15 protein-coding genes are annotated in these 18,496 nt (G+C 50.3%); 4 read left to right on the top strand and 11 right to left on the bottom strand.

The features are described 5' to 3' along the window. Positions 1 to 328 precede the first annotated feature (328 nt). From ACO064_RS17890 to ACO064_RS17840, 11 genes are all read right to left on the bottom strand, one after another. Positions 329 to 3,007: a T9SS type A sorting domain-containing protein gene (locus ACO064_RS17890; protein ID WP_421828602.1), complete on the bottom strand. Its 2,679-nt coding sequence runs from the start codon at positions 3,005 to 3,007 to the stop codon at positions 329 to 331. Between the two features lie 102 nt (positions 3,008 to 3,109). Continuing rightward, positions 3,110 to 4,111: a GTPase ObgE gene (gene obgE, locus ACO064_RS17885; RefSeq protein WP_421828601.1), complete on the bottom strand. Its 1,002-nt coding sequence runs from the start codon at positions 4,109 to 4,111 to the stop codon at positions 3,110 to 3,112. A 29-nt stretch (positions 4,112 to 4,140) separates the two neighbouring features. After that, entirely contained in the window at positions 4,141 to 4,731 is a 591-nt protein-coding gene (locus tag ACO064_RS17880) for an adenylate kinase (protein ID WP_421828600.1), read from the bottom strand. A gap of 159 nt (positions 4,732 to 4,890) precedes the next feature. Further along, the gene (locus ACO064_RS17875; protein WP_421828599.1) at positions 4,891 to 6,654 is read right to left on the bottom strand and encodes a tetratricopeptide repeat protein; all 1,764 of its coding nucleotides are present in this window, start codon (positions 6,652 to 6,654) and stop codon (positions 4,891 to 4,893) included. Between the two features lie 95 nt (positions 6,655 to 6,749). Continuing rightward, on the bottom strand, positions 6,750 to 7,682 hold the full coding sequence (locus tag ACO064_RS17870) for a PstS family phosphate ABC transporter substrate-binding protein (protein WP_421828598.1): 933 nt from the start codon (positions 7,680 to 7,682) through the stop codon (positions 6,750 to 6,752). Between the two features lie 217 nt (positions 7,683 to 7,899). Beyond that, the gene (locus ACO064_RS17865; protein WP_114404319.1) at positions 7,900 to 8,727 is read right to left on the bottom strand and encodes an energy transducer TonB; all 828 of its coding nucleotides are present in this window, start codon (positions 8,725 to 8,727) and stop codon (positions 7,900 to 7,902) included. A gap of 40 nt (positions 8,728 to 8,767) precedes the next feature. Then, positions 8,768 to 9,298 carry an ExbD/TolR family protein gene (locus ACO064_RS17860; protein WP_421828597.1) on the bottom strand — a complete coding sequence of 177 codons (531 nt, stop codon included), beginning with the start codon at positions 9,296 to 9,298 and terminating at the stop codon, positions 8,768 to 8,770. A 48-nt stretch (positions 9,299 to 9,346) separates the two neighbouring features. Next, a complete protein-coding gene (locus tag ACO064_RS17855) occupies positions 9,347 to 9,973 on the bottom strand; it encodes an ExbD/TolR family protein (RefSeq protein ID WP_138994956.1) in 627 nt (208 codons plus the stop codon). Between the two features lie 43 nt (positions 9,974 to 10,016). Next, the gene (locus ACO064_RS17850) at positions 10,017 to 10,850 is read right to left on the bottom strand and encodes a MotA/TolQ/ExbB proton channel family protein (RefSeq protein ID WP_138994957.1); all 834 of its coding nucleotides are present in this window, start codon (positions 10,848 to 10,850) and stop codon (positions 10,017 to 10,019) included. Positions 10,851 to 11,397: 547 nt separating this feature from the next. Next, a complete protein-coding gene (locus ACO064_RS17845; protein ID WP_421828596.1) occupies positions 11,398 to 12,573 on the bottom strand; it encodes an MFS transporter in 1,176 nt (391 codons plus the stop codon). Between the two features lie 110 nt (positions 12,574 to 12,683). Beyond that, a complete protein-coding gene (locus ACO064_RS17840) occupies positions 12,684 to 13,061 on the bottom strand; it encodes a hypothetical protein (protein ID WP_138994959.1) in 378 nt (125 codons plus the stop codon). Between the two features lie 315 nt (positions 13,062 to 13,376). On the opposite strand from ACO064_RS17840, the gene ACO064_RS17835 reads away from it, so the two are divergent. The 4 genes from ACO064_RS17835 (at position 13,377) to uxuA (ending at position 18,483) form a co-directional block, all read left to right on the top strand. Beyond that, positions 13,377 to 14,327 (top strand): RraA family protein, encoded by a 951-nt coding sequence (locus ACO064_RS17835; protein WP_421831035.1) that lies wholly within the window; start codon positions 13,377 to 13,379, stop codon positions 14,325 to 14,327. Between the two features lie 123 nt (positions 14,328 to 14,450). Continuing rightward, the gene (locus ACO064_RS17830; RefSeq protein ID WP_421828595.1) at positions 14,451 to 15,719 is read left to right on the top strand and encodes a mandelate racemase/muconate lactonizing enzyme family protein; all 1,269 of its coding nucleotides are present in this window, start codon (positions 14,451 to 14,453) and stop codon (positions 15,717 to 15,719) included. A gap of 3 nt (positions 15,720 to 15,722) precedes the next feature. Continuing rightward, on the top strand, positions 15,723 to 17,165 hold the full coding sequence (locus ACO064_RS17825; RefSeq protein WP_421828594.1) for an acetylxylan esterase: 1,443 nt from the start codon (positions 15,723 to 15,725) through the stop codon (positions 17,163 to 17,165). Between the two features lie 106 nt (positions 17,166 to 17,271). After that, positions 17,272 to 18,483, top strand: a complete 1,212-nt coding sequence (gene uxuA, locus ACO064_RS17820) for a mannonate dehydratase (protein WP_421828593.1) — start codon at positions 17,272 to 17,274, stop codon at positions 18,481 to 18,483. The last annotated feature ends 13 nt before the right edge of the window (positions 18,484 to 18,496 follow it).

The raw sequence follows: 18,496 nt of genomic DNA, 5'->3' as shown, positions 1-18,496 counted from the left end.
CTGTTATCACTCTGATCACGCTGAAAAACCGCGCGACTCGAAGGATAGGTTATTTTCAGCTGGGCAACGGCAGGGTACCAAAAAAGCAAAAATCCCGCCATGCCAAGCACTCGGGTAAATACGGTGGATTTCATTCGTCAACAAGTAATCGTTCTCAATGCAGTCGCGCTTAATCGTCAGTTATCGGATTCTTGTGTAGTTAACCTGGCAAAACGAAAGAGAACGGCGTTATTTTCCGTTGTCTGCTAACAAAGATTCGGCTTTTTTCCGGGAAAACAAAACCGCCCCGCGAAACGCATTTCACGGGGCGGTTTTCTGAATTAACTTCTTATAAACCAATCAACAGGCGTTTCGACACGTTGAAAGTGGCCGAACGAACCACCAGAACATAATGTCCCGCAGGAACGGTTGACAGATTCCAGGTCTTACGTTCGTTAAAGCTGGCTACGGTTCCCTGCCATACGACCTGTCCACTCAGGGTCGCTAAGGTAACCGTTGCGTTGGTAATATCTTCCAGCGTTTCAATGGTAATTTCCTTGTTGGGGCTGGGGTTCGGATAAATGCTCAATCCATCATTGTCGATAATAAGCGTAAAGGCAATGGGTGCCGAAAAATCGGATGCGCAGACCAGCCCATTGTCGTAGGCCAGAAAAGCCCGGGCGCGGTAGGAACCGGTCTGGTTGGCCTTGATGATGGCGGTCCGGGGTTCCACCACGGCATTGTCCCGCTCCCACCGGTAATAATCGCCCTGCCGGGTTCCGGCGGCTTCCAGTGTATAGGTTCCGATTTGCTTCAGAATCGGGACTGTCGGTACGGGTTTCACATCGACAAGCAGACCCGCCGACGGCGGAGAGAAGCAACCATTCGCGTCGCGGACGCGGGCGGTATACGTATTGGATTGGGTAGCCACGATGCTCTGGGTCGAATCGCCAACGTTCCAGAAGGCTTTCAGTACTCCGCTGGCCGTCAGGGTCACGCGCTCGCCATCGCAGAACGTAGTGGAGCCGCTGGCCGTCAGCGTCGGTGGTGCTGGCAGCGGGTTAACCCGAATCGAAATCGTGTTGGATGGATCCGAAAGACACCCGTAGATGTTACGGGTTCTGACCAGGTAATTACCCGCCAGATTGATGGTGACACTCCGTGCGGTCTGGTTCGCCACACCTTCCCAGACATACCCCGCTTCGGCAGTCGATGTCAGGGTTACGTTCTGATCCGCACAAAACGTTGTCGGGCCACCGGCCGATACCGTGGGACGGCTGGGCAGGGGATCGACAATAATGGCAATCTGGTTCGATTCCCGGGAAGTACAGCCGTTTTGGTCAGTAACGGTCAGGGAATAGTTGCCTCCTCTCCGGATTTCGATCTGTTTCGTTTTCTCACCGGTACTCCAGTTGTACACCAGTGCGTCAGTAGATTGGAGGGTGGTGGACAAACGATCGCAAAAACGAGCCTGTCCCAGGTTTGTGGCCGTTGGCGCAGCGGGTAGCGGATTCACTTTCACGGCGACTTCATCCGACGTGAATTCGCAATTGCCAACATCCCGGTAAACCGCCCGGTAGTTGCCCGCCGTCGAAACCGTAATGTTTTTCCCGGTAGTGTTGTTACTCCAGGCCGTGTTGTCGTAGCTTGATGTCAGGGTCAGGTTGCCCCCTTCGCAGAACGTCGTTGGCCCGCTGGTTGTGATGGTGGGGCGGTTTGGAACCTGGTAAGGGGCCGAAAAAAGCGTATTGCCCAGTCCATCTTTGACGGTTGCCATATACTGACCGCTGCCAACGGTTATGCTTTGGGAACTTCCACCGGAACTCCAGTTAATCGAGCTAAATCCCCCTTCTACCCGCAGTGCTAACGTATTGGCCGCTCCACACGCCACCGAAATACTCACCCCGGCGGCCGGTGACTGGGGTTTGGAATTTTGGAAGAAGTTATCGTTCATGCTGGCATCCCAGGCTTCGGCAAATTGAATCAACCCGTTGTCGAAGAAGTGTACACCCACGTCATCACGACGCGCACCGGCTCCGCGCGGAATCTGGATGCCATCGGTATTCGGCCCCGCAAACACATTACCGGCGCTCTGAATCGTTTTATCCTGCCCCGCCAGAATGCTTCCGTCGATGCCATTGGCATCAGAATAGGAAGCCCGGCAAACCAGCCAGGAAATATCCTTCCCACTGTGTTCCCGGCTGCGCTGAATGACTTTCGTCAGGTTCGCGGCATAGTCATCGGACGAACGATTGAATTGATTATCGGCTTCGCCCTGGTGCCACAGGATGGCCCGGACGCCCAGCGTCTGAACGTAATAATTCAGGGCTGTCCGGAGGTTTCCGTACGGTTGTCCTACGGGGTATTTTTCGGTGTTGGTATATTCTTCCGTGGTCTGAATGCCATCGGCGCTCTCGCGCCAGTTTTTGGAAGAAGATCCGGTCCAGCCCGCATTGAAGAATAAAACCGGTACGCCCAAACGCGCCACCAGCCGGTCGCCCAGACGTCCCCAGCACCAGGCGGAATACCCGCGCGGAAAAATTCGGTTGCCCGCATCCAGGTGCGAAAAGTCGGGAAAATTCGGATCAAACGGAACCTGATCCGTACCGGAGCCAAAATTGACACAGTTCACCCGGTCATTGCTCGCTCCCGGACCTCCGTAGTTATCAATACCCTGGGCGTTTGATTGTCCGGCAATGACAAACACTTCCCCTACGCCAATGCGTTCAACACCTCCTCCTTCAATGTATTGTTCGCCCTGCAAACCCCGGACTTTCAAACGATACCAGCCGCCTTTTACCGTTACAGAACCGGAGAATGCTCCTCCTTTCGGGTTTTCCTGAATCGTAGTCCAGTCGACCAGGGTGCCGCCATCCATCGGTTCGACCCGAACCTGAATGCGGGTAAAGGGCTGGGAATAATAACCGCCAATCCAGAGACTCGCTTCGTTACCGCCATTCCGCTGAAAAACCATTCTGGATTTCGGAAACGTAATTTGAATCTGCGCCAGAGCCAGCGCAGGAAGCAAGAAGAAAAGGAAGTTCAATAACGTTGTAAAAATCCGGATTTTATTCATAGCTGAGCGTCCGATTGTGTCAATCGCGATGGTCGCTTGTCGGGTTGGTTACACTTAATTTTCAGTTTGCGTCAACGCTTTCCAGATCAGATCCTTTAGTTCAGTCAATCCCTGCTGACGGACGGACGAAATAAACACCGCCGGGATATCGGCCGGTAAACGATCCAAAATCGCATTCTGATCGGCATCCTCGATTAAATCTAATTTTGATATTGCCAACAGGCGCTGTTTATCAAGCAATTCAGGATTATACTGCCGTAATTCATTCAACAAGGTCTCATATTCAGCCCCGCAGTCCTCACTCGTGGCCGGTACCAGGAACAACAGAATGGAGTTCCGTTCAATATGCCGCAGGAAACGCAATCCCAGGCCTTTTCCCTGTGATGCGCCTTCAATGATTCCCGGCACATCAGCCATGACAAACGATTTGTAATCCCGGTAAGCAACGACCCCTAACTGGGGGACAAGGGTTGTAAAGGGATAGTCTGCAATTTCGGGTTTAGCCGCCGACAGGACGGACAGCAACGTTGATTTACCCGCATTTGGAAACCCAACCAACCCAACGTCAGCGAGCAGTTTCAATTCTAAAATGACCCATTCTTCCAGCCCCGGTTCGCCCGGTTGGGCATAATCAGGGGCCTGTTTGGTCGCAGATTTAAAATGGGTATTTCCCATACCGCCCCGGCCGCCGGGTAAAAGAATGATTTGTTGACCATCCTCCGTAATTTCGGCCATTTGATCGCCGGTTTCAGCATGACGGGCTATGGTTCCCAGCGGAACCTCAATGATAACGTCTTCGCCTTCGGCTCCGGTTCGCCGACCTCCTTCGCCCCCTTTTCCGGGTTTTGCCTTGATGTGTTTCTGGTATTTCAGATGCAGCAGGGTCCAGAGCTGCGAACTTCCTTTCAGGATAATGTGACCACCCCGACCGCCATCGCCCCCATCGGGCCCGCCTTTATCGACGTGTTTTTCCCGCCGAAAATGCATGGAACCCGCACCACCTGCACCGGATCGAATGTTTATTTTTACGTAATCTATAAAATTTGATGAAGCCATGCTACTGTTTTAGGCCTATCGCTTGTATTTTACTGGCGAACATTCGCAGTGACCGTTTCAATTTCGGCACAGATGGACTGAAATATTTCTTCAATATTTCCGATTCCATCAATGGCCTTGAACTTCCCTTGCGACTCGTAGTAACTGGCGACAGGTGCCGTTTTATCATTGTACTCTTTAATCCTGCGATGGATCAATGCTTCGTTCTGATCGTCAGGACGTCCCGACGACTGCCCCCGAATCAGCAGTCGTTTGGTCAGTTCGTCTTCATCCACCACCAGAGCCACCATGACCTTGATCTGGGTATTGTGCTGGGCCAACAATTCATCAAGCGCTTCCGCCTGGGGAACTGTTCTGGGAAATCCATCAAAAATGAAGCCAGCCGCCGACTGATTCTCTTTCAACTTATTCTCAATCATTCCGATCACGACCTCATCAGGCACCAGAATGCCCTGGTCCATGAGCATCTTGGCTCGCAGGCCCAGTTCCGTGCCCCCCCGTATTTCGGAGCGCAGCAGGTCGCCGGTTGACAAATGCACCAATTGATATTGGGCAATTAATTTTTCACTTTGTGTGCCTTTTCCGGCACCCGGCGGGCCAAATAGTACAAGGTTAAGCATAGAGTGATAGCAAGATACACGCAGGTTTACGCACAAAATTACAATTGTTGGCAGGAAAACAGCATTTTCCGGCCGAAGTATTTATCAATAGGTGTCTACGCACAAAAAGAGGAACCTTTTCGGGGGTTCCTCTTTTCGTCAATAATTCGTTATTACCGGTTATTTCGTAGCCTTCACCGGCTTTTTAGCGGCTGGCTTGGCGGCCGGTTTGGCAGCGGGCTGGGGTGCCGGCGGATTCAGTGCATTTTGCACATCCTTATCGTTCGGATCAAGCTCAGCAGCTTTCGTCAAGTATTCCTTCGATTTAACGGCATCGTTTTTGTTAGCGTAGTACGACGACAGAAACTTATAGGCGGTCATCATATACCGTTTGTTGGCTTCTTTCTTAGCCGCATCGGCAGCGATTTCCTTGTCGGAAACCTCCAGATATTTTTCATACAGCGGTACGGGCTCACCGGTCGCCATTGCCCCTTTGGTATCGCTGAAATAATTAGCAGAAGCGCGGAAATAATAACCGGGTGACCAATCAGGGGTAATCTGATTTACTTTCAGGAACGCCGAGTCAGCAGCAGCGTAGAATTTCTCCTTTGCCTGACGAATGGCTGCCGTATCACCACCCATCATCATGGTACTGTCTCTTCCTACACGGCTTCCGAGCAGATAGTTTGCCATCCCCAATTGGAAATAGTCGTTCGTTGTTGCTTTCCCGGTGTCCAGCGCGATAGCCTTCTGGTAAGCTGTAATGGCGCGGTCATACCGTTTAGCACCATACAGATTTTTTCCGATTTCCCGGTACAGGTTTTCCGTTGAATCCAGTGGAGCTGCCTTTTCCAGATTCACAATAGACAATGAATCGCCTTCCGGTGTTCCCAACTGCCCATAAGCCCGACCCAAGTACTTATAGTCATCGTAGATCACCTTGTCAGGAGCAGTGCTGATGAAGTTATTCAATGACTCAATAGCCTCATTATATTTGCCGGATCCTGAATAGGCCCAACCATAAATCCGTTGAATAACCGGGTTGTTTACTTTCCCTTTCAACTGATCCAGTTTTTGAATGGCTTTCAGGTTATCACCCGCCAGGAAGTCGAACTGAGCGGAACGCAACAGTTTGTCAACATCCGTAGTCTGGCTCTTCTGAATGTACAGGTCCATGTTTTTGGACGCATTTTTGTAGGCCCTTGACCCAAAAAAAGCTTCCGCTAAATCCTCGTATGTAGGTGCAAATTCAGGGTCAGCTTCAATCGCCTGACCGTAGAATTTTTGCGCTTCCGCGTAGTTTTTCCCACGCAGGAAGGTGTTCCCGATTTTATATTTGGCTTCCGCATCGTTTGGACGGATCGACAGGGCGTTCTCGTACTTCGTAACCGCATTACCGCCATCATTCTTGAGTGAGTACGCATCGCCTAACGCCATTTCAATATCGGCGTTTTCGTTCTTCTTGTCCCGCTCGTCCGCAATTGCCAGAATCCGGAGTGCTTCGGCCGGATCATTCATACCGGCATCTTTGAACATCGTGTAGGCTTCACCAGCGCGCAGCAACACATCGATATTCTTATTTTTGGTTTCTTTCAGCGCATTGTCAATCAGGGTTTTCGCCGTAGCGCGATCCTTCTTGGCCAGGGCAACAGCACCCAATCCCACATTGTTGAGTTGGTTTTTAGGATCGGCAGCCGCGCCTTTTTCAAAGGCTTGTTTGGCCGCGTCCGGATTACCGGATTTCAACTGAGCATATCCCAGATAGAAAAAGTTTTCGGCAGAAGGAGCACTGGTTGCCAAACTTTGAAACGTTTGGAGAGCCTTGGTATAACGGCCTGCTTCCAGATCCTTCACTCCCGATTGTGCGTCTTGGGCAACCGCTTGCAATGAGCCAAACAAACCGGCGGCTACCACTGTCAACAGAGCTTTCTTTTGGAAATTCATGCCAATTTCAGGTTGAGAAATAGGTGAAAAAATAGTTTATTATAGTAAAAAACAAAATGCAAAATTATACAATTGCGCCAGAAACAGAAAATTTTTCATTTCTTTTCCAAATATACCTCCCGAATATACGGTTTGGCAGGCCAAAGACCACTTTTTTCGATTAGTAAGCTTCCCACATCCCGAACAATGTAATTGACCAGTCCACCACCTAAACCCGCATGGGCTTCACGGCTGATCACGTATACGTTTCGACGCAGGGGATATAACTTTAAACCTAAATTCTTTTGAAATGGTTGGAAAAAATCGTCGATTGAATTTGGATTTGCCTTCTCCGACACGCCCATCACCCGCAGATTTTTTGACAACTCGGCCGCTAAAGGAGAATCGCCGTCGCTAATCCAGTTGACGCCGATAAATCCCAATGCCGTCGGATTCTTACGAACGTAATCAATAACCTGTTTGTTTGATTTTACCGTAAAAATTTTGATGCGGCTTAGATCAGAAACGTTAAACTGCTTCAGGGCAAAGTTCAGATTGCTGGAATTATTGTTATCAAATACCAGCACAATTTGTCCTTTCTGGCTCCCGGTTTTCAGTTGTTCCCAGCGCGTAATCTTTCCCTGGAAAATAGCATTCAACTCCGGCATCGTAATCAGGCTGTCCTGATTTTCCCGGCCAACGATCAGCGCGATACCGTCTGTGGCAATAAACTCCGATTTGTATTTGATTTTTTCCTTCGTAAAAACGGACTTCTCGTTGTCATTCAGTTCCCGCGTCGAAAACACCAGCCGGGCACTGTCCCGCAACATCGTCGTTATAGCTTCCTGCTCGGGCTTGAATGCGACGTTGAATTTTGCCCCCGGATAAACGCCTTCATAGGCCTTATAGATCGACTCGACCATCGGCTCCAGCGATTCATCAGCCGTGACATTGATCGTTCCGTGGCTCGGGTTATCCGGCGGAGGTTTTGAGCAGGAAATCAGGCCGGTCAATGCAAGCCCTATTCCAATCGTAATCAGATTCTTCATCACTAAAGCCAACGTTGTATGCCCCGGTATGCTCTAAACAGCCCATAAATGATTAGCAAGCCTGCCAACAGATATCGAAAAATCCCGGTGGGCAACAGTCCAAAAGACTGGGAGGAGGCAATCAGGTAGATGCCCCCTCCCAGGTATAACAATCCCATCAGCACCGTAACAGTCAGGCTGAAAAGATCGGCAGATGGTTTTTCTTTCATTCGCAATCTTACTCCAACTGGAAGTTGATCGGCAAGTTGTATTTTACCCGTACCGGACGACCAGATTGTTTACCGGGTCTCCATTTTGGCATGGCCTTCACAACGCGCATTGCTTCTTCATCCGTACCAAACCCGAGTCCTTTCAGAACCGTGACATCCTGGATACTTCCGTCGGTATTAACGACGAAGCTCACGAACACCCGGCCTGAAATGTTAGCCCGGGAGGCTGCGGGTGGGTAGCGAATGTTCTTGCCCAGAAACTGGCCAAGCGCAGCCATACCACCCGGAAATTCCGGATTTTGTTCAACAACGGTAAAGATTTGGTCTTCTTTGGGAGCCGCTTCAACGGCAGCTTCCACTTTGGTAGGACCGGCGGTTTCTTCCGGAGCCACAATCACCTCTTCGGCGTTGGGGTCACCTTCCTGCGTTTTTTCGGCCGCAACGGCTTCTTTCAACTCTTCCACGGTCGGCGGAGGAGTTTCTTCAGGAACTTCCTCATCCGGTTTTACTTCCGGAGGAAGAAACTTCACCGTGTTCACCTTCGGCAATTCAACCGGTGGTGGCGGTGGTGGTGGTGGCTCATTGGGGTCAATCGGCGGAGGTGGTAACTTCATCAGGTCCACTTCAACCATTGCCTGCTCATCTTCTTTCGGAGTCAGAACAGAAATAATTGAAGGAGTAGCCATTGCCAGAAGAAACAGTACCGACCCGATAATGAGAGCCCGGTAAACCGTCCTGGAATAGTCTTTCCGTAATGCATACGCACCATACGCCTTGTTACGATCTGCGAACACGATATCATCGAGTGTTGCAGGATTAGTCGTTACTTCTGCCATGGCGATTAAATAATTATTGGGTTGGCTTCACAGCCGTTCATTACTTCATTTTGTCGGCAATAAGCTTATTCTCATCCGGAGTCAACTGATCTACTAATGCGTAGCGTTTCGTCTTCGTAATGGCCATTTCGTCCAGCATGTCCACCAGATTTTTGTAGGTAGATTCTGTGGTTGGCTTGATCACCACGACGAAGTCTTTCTCTCCGATTTTTTGCTTGTTTTCCTGAAGTGCATTCCGAATTTCGGGACCAAACTGAACCGTTTTTAATTCCGGGTTTTCGTTAGCCGCTTTTCCGAAAATGTAATGGATCTGGTTTTCTTTCCCCAGGAAAATCGTCATTACCTTGGATGCCTTGATGGGCTCCGTTTCAACTTTCTCGGTCTTGTCAGGCACGTTTAGTGTCATCGAAGACGGTTTACTTAAGGTGGAAGCAAGAATGAAAAACGTAATGAGAAGAAAGCCCAAGTCAACCATCGGGGTCATATCGACCCGGGTAGACCCTTTTTTACTGCGGACTTTCCCACCTTTATGTTTACCACCACCACCCCCACCAGCGTCGATATCTGCCATTGTATTATGAATCTAAGGCGATGAATCGCGTGAGTTTGTGGTTAATAATTAATCATTTGTCCAGCCAGCCGGCGGAGCTTCAGTCCCGGTAATCAGGTTAAACTTGTTAATGTTTTGCGATTGCAGGGAACTTAACACGTTTTTGAAGTTCGGAAATTTCGCCAGGTTATCACCTTTCACAGCGATACGCAGTTTGTTATTCGCTTTCCGGGCATTGAATACCCATTGCGACAACTGGTTCGTTTGCAGGCTGGCCGTTGAATCGACCGGAACGCCCGGTTGTTTCACCTGTGCCTGCTGATCTGATTTCAGCGATAAAAACGACTTCAATTGGTTGACCGGAATCCCGAAGTTTGGCAGCAGAGAAAACGCTTTCTTTTCCCGATCGGAGAACGAAATCCCGTAGGTTTCTCCAATGTTTTCGAGCATGGCAATCCGATTGGGTTGCCCATCGATACCAAAGAACACTTTCCCCTCTTTATCCAGACTGATCGTCATGATATCCGTATCGGGAACTTTTATACCGGAAATCGAGGTCGGCGGATTGATTTCAGCAGCCTCCTGTACGCGGATCTGAGCCGTCAAAATAAAGAAGGTCAGAAGAAGGAATGCTACATCACACATCGCCGTCATGTCCATGTGAGGTCTCGACCGTTTAGGCTTAACGATAGGCATAGTTTATTGTTTTTTGTGATGTAAAAACGGTACCGAACCCCAATTAATTGTGTGCGGCAAAGTTTTGCTGAATGCTCAAACCGATTTCATCGATGTTGTAAGTCAATTCATCAATGCGGCTCGTAAAGTAGCTGTACATGATCGTTGCGATAGCGGCCGTACCGATACCCAAAGCCGTGTTGACAAGGGCTTCTGAAATACCCGTTGACAAAGCGGCCGTATCCGGCTGACCCGTCGATCCCAATTCGCTAAAGGCGCGGATCATACCCAATACCGTACCCAACAGGGCGACCAGCGTCGATACCGAAGCCAGCGTAGCAATGATGGTCAGGTTTTTCTCCAGCATCGGCAATTCAAGCGTTGTTGCTTCTTCAACTTCTTTCTGAAGCGCAACCAGTTTTTGCTCTTTCGTCAGTTCTGTGTCGGTTCTCAGTTGCTGGTATTTTACCAGTGCTGTTTTCACAACGTTTCCAACAGAGCCTTTCTGACGGTCACACTCTTTGATAGCGGCTTCAACTTCATTGCGGTCAAGCTGACCCTTCACTTTCCGAACAAACTCGTCGATTGAACCGGAACCATTGGCACGACCGATCGTAATAAAACGCTCAATTGAGAAAACCAGCACAATTAAGAAACAGGTAAACAGAATAGGTACAATTGAACCACCTTTGTAGATGATCCCAAAATAATCGCCGTCGATCGGTAGGTTTTCGTTATTTCCACCTTGAAAGTGACTGGCATCGCCAAATACAAACATGTACGTGCTCAAAGCGATGGCAAACAAAATGGGAATGACAAACACCGGGTTCAGACCGCTCGACTTTTTCTTGGGAGCTGCTGCTTTAGCTGGTGCTGGAGTTGGAGATTGTGTTTTCATTAGACTAACTGTAGGGTTAAATTGAAACTGGTTTTTTGTGTAAAGAAAACGAAAATTTCAAATTGAAACGTTTTGGTAGAATAAAATTTCGGAAGACTTTTCGCGAAGCCTACTACAAAAGTATCAATTTTCTATCTGAATTTATACAAATGGGTGGGTCATTTTTTTGTTAATTCGGGAATTTATTCCACGATTTTTAGATTTTTCCAAGTTTTTACCATTATATTAAATTTATAAAAAAATTAGTAACTATTTCTTTTTCACGCCATTATACGAAATATTATTTGTTTGCATATAAAAGCCAGTTTGGACGCTTGTGAATGAAAGATTTGTACGAGTAAATCTGCCCGAGTGGCGAAGATTTCTCTGCTTTTAGGATTTCTACCTACTAATCAGGATGTTATTCCCCTAAACCGCTTACAAATATACAACTAAAAATATCGTTCAGAAAAATTATGTTTGGGTGATCAACAGCTTAAAACCCGTTTTTTAGCCCTTGATTCTGCCTTTTTTGCAAAAATCATAGTCACAAGCCCTCAAAAATTGTTTATTTTTTTTTCGGTTTCCCCAAAAGAAATAGAAAGGAAACTGATGAAAAGACGGCAATGCTGAAGAAAGCCAGCGGGAACCGATCGGTTTTGTTGTCATAAAGAAAAGCCGCAAGATAAGCGCCCAGCCCGATTCCGGCCTCCAGCGCAATGTACATGGTTGCCAGCGCACGCCCCCTATTTTCCGAATGGCTGAGATCAACGGTCCAGGCCTGCGCCGTTGGCGAATACATCCCCATCGAAATGCCAAATACCACGCCTGCGAGCAAAAATGACGTGGTAGAGGTGCTAAGGGCCAGTAAAACCATAGCCGCCGTGATGATCAGGGAAGCCAGGCACAATACTGGACGACGCCCGTATTCGTCGGATATCTTACCCGCCAGAAAGCGAATCGCCAGGGAGGAAATGGTGAAAACCGTAAAAAATAACCCCTTGTTGCCCACATTCAACGCCTGGCTGAAGTCGGGAGCCAGCGTGATGACCGCACCAAAGCTGAAGGAGTTGAGAAAAGTGACCAGCGATGGCGCAAAAACCGCAGGTTCGAATACATCCCGACGGGAAATCCGCAACAAACGCCAGCGAAACGGCACGCGATTGGTCAGCGTCTCCTTCATGTTCACCAAAATGATGATGGAAAGCAGCGCCAGCGCCGAAGACGTATAAAACAGGGCATTCAGACCCAAAAGCGATGTCAGCCAACTCCCCAAAGCCGGGCCGAATGCCATCCCGATGCTGCCGCTTAAGCCTAAAACGCCCATCGCTTCGCCCCGCCGTGCATCAGGAACAATGTCGGCCACGTATGCCGAGGTGCCGGTCGGTTTGAATCCGGTCGAAAAACCGTGTACCAGCCGCAACAGCAGCAAAGCCGCCACCCCGTTGAACCAGACCAGCGGAACCAGCGGGTACAAAAAACCGCATACAAAACAGACCAGCGACCCGAAAGCCATCACCGGCACCCGGCCGATGGTATCAGTCAACCGGCCGCTGAATGGTCTTGATAACCCGGCAGTTATGGTAAATAAGCTGATGATGTAGCCTTTGTATTCGGCCCCGCCCAGGTCCGTTAGATAACCCGGTAATTCGGGAATCAGCATGTTGAAGCTGGCGAAAAAAAGAAAGGAACTCAGGCAGAGAAGAAAAAAAGCAGGAGTATAAATGGTACGCGGCTGTTGCATCCGCAAAATTAATCAGATTTACGGTTTTCGATAAACCAAAAAAAAGCTACTTCCGAATCAGAAGTAGCTTTCCTGCGCTTTCTTAACCTAAACTAATCCTACAGAATCATTTATTTCATGGAAATCATCCGGGTTGGTTCCACCACCGCGGGTTTTCCAATGTTGACCGTCTTTTTTACACTTCCCTCCGACGAGATAAACTCCAGTTCATACTGTCCGTCTGCCAAACCGCTGACGTCCAGTTTTGCCGCAAATTTGCTCTCGTTTTTGCCAATAAACCGTTTGAAGAAAACGTCATTGTCCTTGTTACGCAGGACGACCGTTACCGGTGTCGACGAGGACTTTTCAACGGCCACCCAGATTTTGTTTTGATTCGTCACAAATGTGCTCGTTTCAAACGAACGGTTTTTGGGCGTGTTCGGCGTGGCCGTTGCGAGGTTGGCGCTCAATAGCGCAGTGCAGATCAAAGTACCAAATAATGCTTTCATGGCTTGTTCGTATTTGTTGTTGTTGTTGTTGTTGTTTCTGTTTCTGTTGTTGTTACTGTTCTGCTTACTCTATGCCAATTGCCATGCCAACAAATTAACATACTGATAATCAGTGCTTATTTTTTAGAAAAATTTTAAAAGTGTACGAAGCCGGACACTATTTGTTCGGTTGCGGACATGGTGGACACGGTTTTGGCACAACCACCGCCGAATACCGTGTCCGGTAAATTCAATCCGGGCTAAAGGGTAGATGTTTTTGCCATTCGCCTTCTTTCCTTTAATTCCAAAACCAATTAGCTGTTCTTGAATTTCATGATGAAACGGGTATCTCTATTAATCGCATCGCTCGTTCTGTTCGGACTGGCGACGGTATCGTTCGGGCAACAAATCTCCCGCGAAGAACTGATCTTTCTCACCCCGGAATGGAAAGGAGAACGCTTTCCGGACGGGCGGCCCAAAGTGCCGGATGCCATTCTGAAGCGCATGAAACTGGTGACCCACGAAGAAGCCTGGGCCACCCTGAAAGGCGAAAACTACAAGTATCAATATGCCGGTGGCTGGCAAACCATCAATCCCGACAGCGTGCTGGTGGGTCGTGCGCTCACGGCCACGTTTATGCCCGGGCGACCCGATGTGCAGCGGGTTACGGATAAAAAAGGACACGAAAAAGACGGTCGCGTTAAATCCCAAAATTCCTGGCCCATCGATATGCTCGTCAAAGGCGACGTATACGTGGTCGATCAGTTCGATATGCACGAAGACGGCCCAACCATCGGCGACAACCTCGGCAATTCGATCTACGCCAAAACCGGTAACGGTATCGTTTACGAAGGGGCCGTCCGCGACATCGCCGGACTGAAGGAAATCGGCGGTTTTACGTCCTACTTCCGCAGCTATCACCCCTCCCACCACCTCAACAACGCCGACGGCGAGCTGAACACGACTTTGGTGGGCATTAACCGCCCGACCCGGATCGGCAAAGTGATGGTGATACCCGGCGACATTGTGCTGGGCCGCGACGGGGGCGTAAGTTTCATTCCCCCTCATCTGGCCGAAAAAGTGGTTAAAACCTCCGAAATTGTCCGCTTGCGGGATATGTTTGGCCACCAGCGGTTGCGGGAGCAGAAATACACGCCCGGCCAGATCGACACCCGCTGGTCGGATGTCATCGAAAAGGATTTCTCCCAATGGCTCAATGCCCACCTGAGCGAATTGCCGGTTCCGAAAGAGCAGATTCAGGAATATCTAAAAACCCGTACGTGGTAAAAGAGCCATTACACAGAGTTTATCAGAGAAAATCAGGGGTACACAGAGTTTATTAATTTTTTCTCTGATAAACTCTGATCCTCTTTGATTAACTCTGTGTAACAACCCCCATCCTAAACGCCCATGACCTCACGAAGATCTTTCCTGACGAAAAGTGCCATCGCCAGTGTGTTTGCCGCCACCGCCAGCTACGGCAACGGCCTGGAAACCGCCATTGAGCGAACCCCGATGTCCTCAGCGCCCTCCGATCTGAAAATTACCGACATTAAATGCGGTTTCATTCGCGGTGGACACAGCCTGTTTGTCAAAATTCACACCAACCAGGGTATCTGGGGTTGCGGGGAAGGCGTCGATGCCACGCCCGGAACCTACCACCTGGTGAAACTGATGGCCGAGCGCATCAAGGGCAAAAGTCCACTGAATGTAAACCGGTTATTTGAAGACATCCGCCGATCCGGTTTTTTTGAAGGTGCTCAGGCCGGGATGTTCATCGCGGTTTTATCCGCCGTCGAAACCGCCCTGTGGGATCTGGCCGGAAAAGCCCTCGGACTGCCCGTTTACCAATTGTTAGGCGGTAAATACCGGGATCGAATCCGGGTCTATTGCGACACAGGAACCTACCGGGATACGGATAAAAGCACGAACAATTTTGCGCAAAGTGCCGTCGAAGCGGTCAAGATGGGCTTTAACGCCGTAAAATACGACATCGACGAGGCCGGTGATCCTAACAAATACGACCGCTATAACTGGACCGCCAGCCCCGGCGAACTGGAGCGGATGTATAACCAGATTGCCGCCGTTCGCAAAGCCGTGGGTCCCAAGATCGACATTTGCGTCGATATGCACGGGCGGTATGACATGACAACGGGCAAACGGGTGGCCAAAATGATGGAACCGCTGAACCTGATGTTTCTGGAAGAACCAATTCCGGCCGAAAACGTCGACGCCTACAAGATCATTTCCGAATCGACCAGCACGCCCATTTGCGCGGGAGAAAACCACTATCTGGCCCACGGTTTCCGGCGGATGCTGGAAATTGGCGCGGTGGACATCATCATGCCCGATTTGCAGAAAGCCGGTGGTCTGGGCGAGGGTCAGCGCATTGCCAACCTGGCCAACCTGTATTACGTGCCGTTTGCGCCCCACATGGTGGCATCGTATCTGGGCGCAATGGCGTCCAGTCACGTTTGCGCATCAGTGCCCAATTTCATGATTCTGGAATGGCAGATTTATTTCCACGAAGATCCGATGTTCAAGGAAATCGTCACCTTCGACGGGCCAATGGTCAAAGACGGTTTTATTCCGCTGTCCGAAAAACCGGGTATCGGTGTCGAAATCAACGAAGCAGGTATGAAAAAATACGCTCCGAAAGACGTACCTTTCTTTGTATAACGCATGAAAAACCGCATCTTTTCTTGCCACCCTTTCCGCGCAAGTTTCGCGTTTCTGCTGATCTCGTTTTTAGTCAGTAGAACGGTAATCGCCCAAAGTCCGGATTTTCAGAAAATGACGCCGGAAGAACGAACGGCGTATATGGCGAAAATGCGCGCGGCCGCTCAGGAAGACTGGCAGAAAATGATGGATGCGCTCCAGTTGAAACTACCGCAACTGCCTCCACCCGCCGACGACCCAAAACGACCCCAGCACCTTAAACAACGGGCGGGGTCCACCAACTGGTACGACGAAGCAGGCAATACGCACACCCGCTCGGGTTGGGGAAACTGGACGAATTACGACGAAGCCCTTGCCAATTCGTATAAATTGCCCGATCCGCTGGTGCTGAAAAACGGCAAACCCGTCAGGAACGCAGCCGCGTGGTGGAACCAACGCCGTCCGGAAATTCTGTCCGATTATTTGACGGAGGTGGTCGGAAAAACACCCGCGAATACGCCCAAAGTGACATTTGAAGTGATAAGCACCGAAGCGAATGCCCTGAACGGGAAAGCCGTCAAAAAAACAATCGTCGGGCATATCGACAATTCCGGGTATCCGAATGCGAAACCGGGCATTACCATTACGCTTTACCTTCCGGCGAATGCTGCCGGCCCGGTGCCGCTGATGGTCGTTGCGGGAAGTAATTTTACGGGGCCGACACCTACCGGGCCGACGGCGATGGATATGGTTTTGTCGACCGGCTGGGCCTACGCCAAAGTCAATACCGGCGACATTCAGATGGACAGCGGGGCCGGTTTGCACGAAGGCATCATTGGGCTGATGAACAAAGGAAAAGACCGAAAACCGGACGACTGGGGCGTTTTGTCGGCCTGGTGCTGGGGGCTGAGTCGGGCGTTCGATTATTTTGAAACCGAGAAAGCGATCAATGCCAAACAGATTGGTATTCAGGGCCATTCGCGCTGGGGCAAAACCGCCTTGCTGGCGGGAGCGCTGGATTCGCGCTGGGCAATTGTGTTCACGACCTGTTCCGGCTCGATGGGAACTTCGCTCGAAAAACGAAATTTTGGCGAAACGATCGACAACGTAGCCAGTTCGGGTTTATACCACTGGATGGCTGGCAACTTCCTGAAATACGGTGGAAACTGGCAGGCCATGCCCGTAGATGCGCACGACCTGATCGCACTCGTGGCACCCCGCCCGGTTTTCATCACCGGCGGAACCAAGGACCAGTGGGCCGATCCACACGGCGAATTTCTGGCCTGCGTGGCCGCCAGCCCGGTGTATCACTTGCTGGGTAAAAAAGGCATCGGGACTACCGCAATGCCCAAACCGGATGTTGCGCTCGTTTCGGGCGATCTGGCTTTCCTCAACCACGAAGGAGGCCACACCGATTTGCCCGACTGGCCGGTTTTTCTGGAATTTGCCAAAAAGTATTTTAAATAGCTTTTGCCCCAGACCCCTAAAGGGGCAGGACACAGGCTTAACACGAGTTCAAAAAACTCCTCCAGTAACTATAGGGGTTAGGCTAAAATAAACACGAGTTCAAGAAATGGGAATGCAACAAACCATGCGGTGGTTCGGGCCGCACGATCCGGTTTCGCTGATGGACATTCGTCAGGCTGGTTGCAGTGGCATCGTGACGGCACTGCACCAGATTCCGGTCGGCGATGTCTGGCCGGTGGGAGAAATCGAAAAACGAAAACAGCTTATCGAAGCCGACAACGGGCGGTATTCGTCCCTGCTTTGGGCGGTGGTGGAGAGCCTGCCGGTTCACGAAGACATCAAAAAGGGCCGCCCCACCCGAACCCATTTTATCGATACCTACAAACAGTCGCTGCACAATCTGGCGGCTGTGGGCATCAAAACGGTTTGCTACAATTTTATGCCGGTTCTGGACTGGTCACGCACCAACCTGAGCTACGAAATGCCCGACGGGTCGCGGGCGTTGCGGTTTGTGTGGGAAGATTTTGCGGTTTTTGATCTGTGCATTCTGCAACGGCCGGGTGCTGAAATCGACTACGAACCGGAAGTAATTCAGGCGGCCCGGGCGAAATTTGCCCAAATGACGCCGGAACAAATTACCGAATTGAGTAACATCGTTCTGCTCGGTTTGCCCGGTTCCGAAGAAGCGTTTACGCTGGCTACGTTTCAGGGCTTGCTGGACGAATACGCTGCGATTGGTGACCGCGAACTACGGGAAAATCTCTACTACTTTATCCGGGAAGTGGCGCCGGTGGCCGAATCCATCGGCATCAACCTATGCATTCACCCCGACGATCCGCCGAGGCCGCTGCTGGGACTGCCCCGCGTCGTGAGCACCGAAGCGGATCTGGCGCAGTTGATGGCGGCTTCCGACGTGACGGCCAACGGCATTACGTTCTGTACCGGTTCATTGGGCATTCGCCCGGATAACGACCTGCCGGGCATGATCCGGCGGTTTGGCAACCGGATTCATTTTATCCATTTACGAACAACGAAGCGAGAAGAAAACCCGCGCAATTTTCACGAAGCCGACCACCTGGCGGGCGACGTTGATATGTATGCCGTGGTGAAAGAAATTGTGCTGGAGCAGCAACGGCGGGCAAAAACCGAAGTGGGCGTAACCGAGATTCCCATGCGCCCGGATCACGGCCACCAGATGCTTGACGATTTGCACAAAAAAACCTATCCGGGTTATTCGGCGATTGGCCGACTGCGCGGATTGGCTGAATTGAGGGGTCTTGAGTTAGGGATTGTGCGATCACTGGAGGATAAAAATTAAATTATTTCACAGA

This window comes from Larkinella sp. (assembly GCF_965227735.1).
Taxonomy (GTDB): Bacteria; Bacteroidota; Bacteroidia; order Cytophagales; family Spirosomataceae; genus Larkinella.
This window is presented reverse-complemented; position numbering and strand designations above follow the sequence as displayed.

Bases quoted from the DNA above. Each gene is read 5' to 3' on its own strand.
- ACO064_RS17825 (WP_421828594.1), top strand. From the start codon at position 15,723: ATGAAAAACCGCATCTTTTCTTGCCACCCTTTCCGCGCAAGTTTCGCG.
- ACO064_RS17830 (WP_421828595.1), top strand. From the start codon at position 14,451: ATGACCTCACGAAGATCTTTCCTGACGAAAAGTGCCATCGCCAGTGTG.
- ACO064_RS17865 (WP_114404319.1), bottom strand. From the start codon at position 8,727: ATGGCAGAAGTAACGACTAATCCTGCAACACTCGATGATATCGTGTTC.
- ACO064_RS17850 (WP_138994957.1), bottom strand. From the start codon at position 10,850: ATGAAAACACAATCTCCAACTCCAGCACCAGCTAAAGCAGCAGCTCCC.
- ACO064_RS17840 (WP_138994959.1), bottom strand. From the start codon at position 13,061: ATGAAAGCATTATTTGGTACTTTGATCTGCACTGCGCTATTGAGCGCC.
- ACO064_RS17880 (WP_421828600.1), bottom strand. From the start codon at position 4,731: ATGCTTAACCTTGTACTATTTGGCCCGCCGGGTGCCGGAAAAGGCACA.
- ACO064_RS17845 (WP_421828596.1), bottom strand. From the start codon at position 12,573: ATGCAACAGCCGCGTACCATTTATACTCCTGCTTTTTTTCTTCTCTGC.
- uxuA (WP_421828593.1), top strand. From the start codon at position 17,272: ATGGGAATGCAACAAACCATGCGGTGGTTCGGGCCGCACGATCCGGTT.
- ACO064_RS17860 (WP_421828597.1), bottom strand. From the start codon at position 9,298: ATGGCAGATATCGACGCTGGTGGGGGTGGTGGTGGTAAACATAAAGGT.
- ACO064_RS17870 (WP_421828598.1), bottom strand. From the start codon at position 7,682: ATGAAGAATCTGATTACGATTGGAATAGGGCTTGCATTGACCGGCCTG.
- ACO064_RS17855 (WP_138994956.1), bottom strand. From the start codon at position 9,973: ATGCCTATCGTTAAGCCTAAACGGTCGAGACCTCACATGGACATGACG.
- obgE (WP_421828601.1), bottom strand. From the start codon at position 4,111: ATGGCTTCATCAAATTTTATAGATTACGTAAAAATAAACATTCGATCC.
- ACO064_RS17875 (WP_421828599.1), bottom strand. From the start codon at position 6,654: ATGAATTTCCAAAAGAAAGCTCTGTTGACAGTGGTAGCCGCCGGTTTG.
- ACO064_RS17835 (WP_421831035.1), top strand. From the start codon at position 13,377: ATGAAACGGGTATCTCTATTAATCGCATCGCTCGTTCTGTTCGGACTG.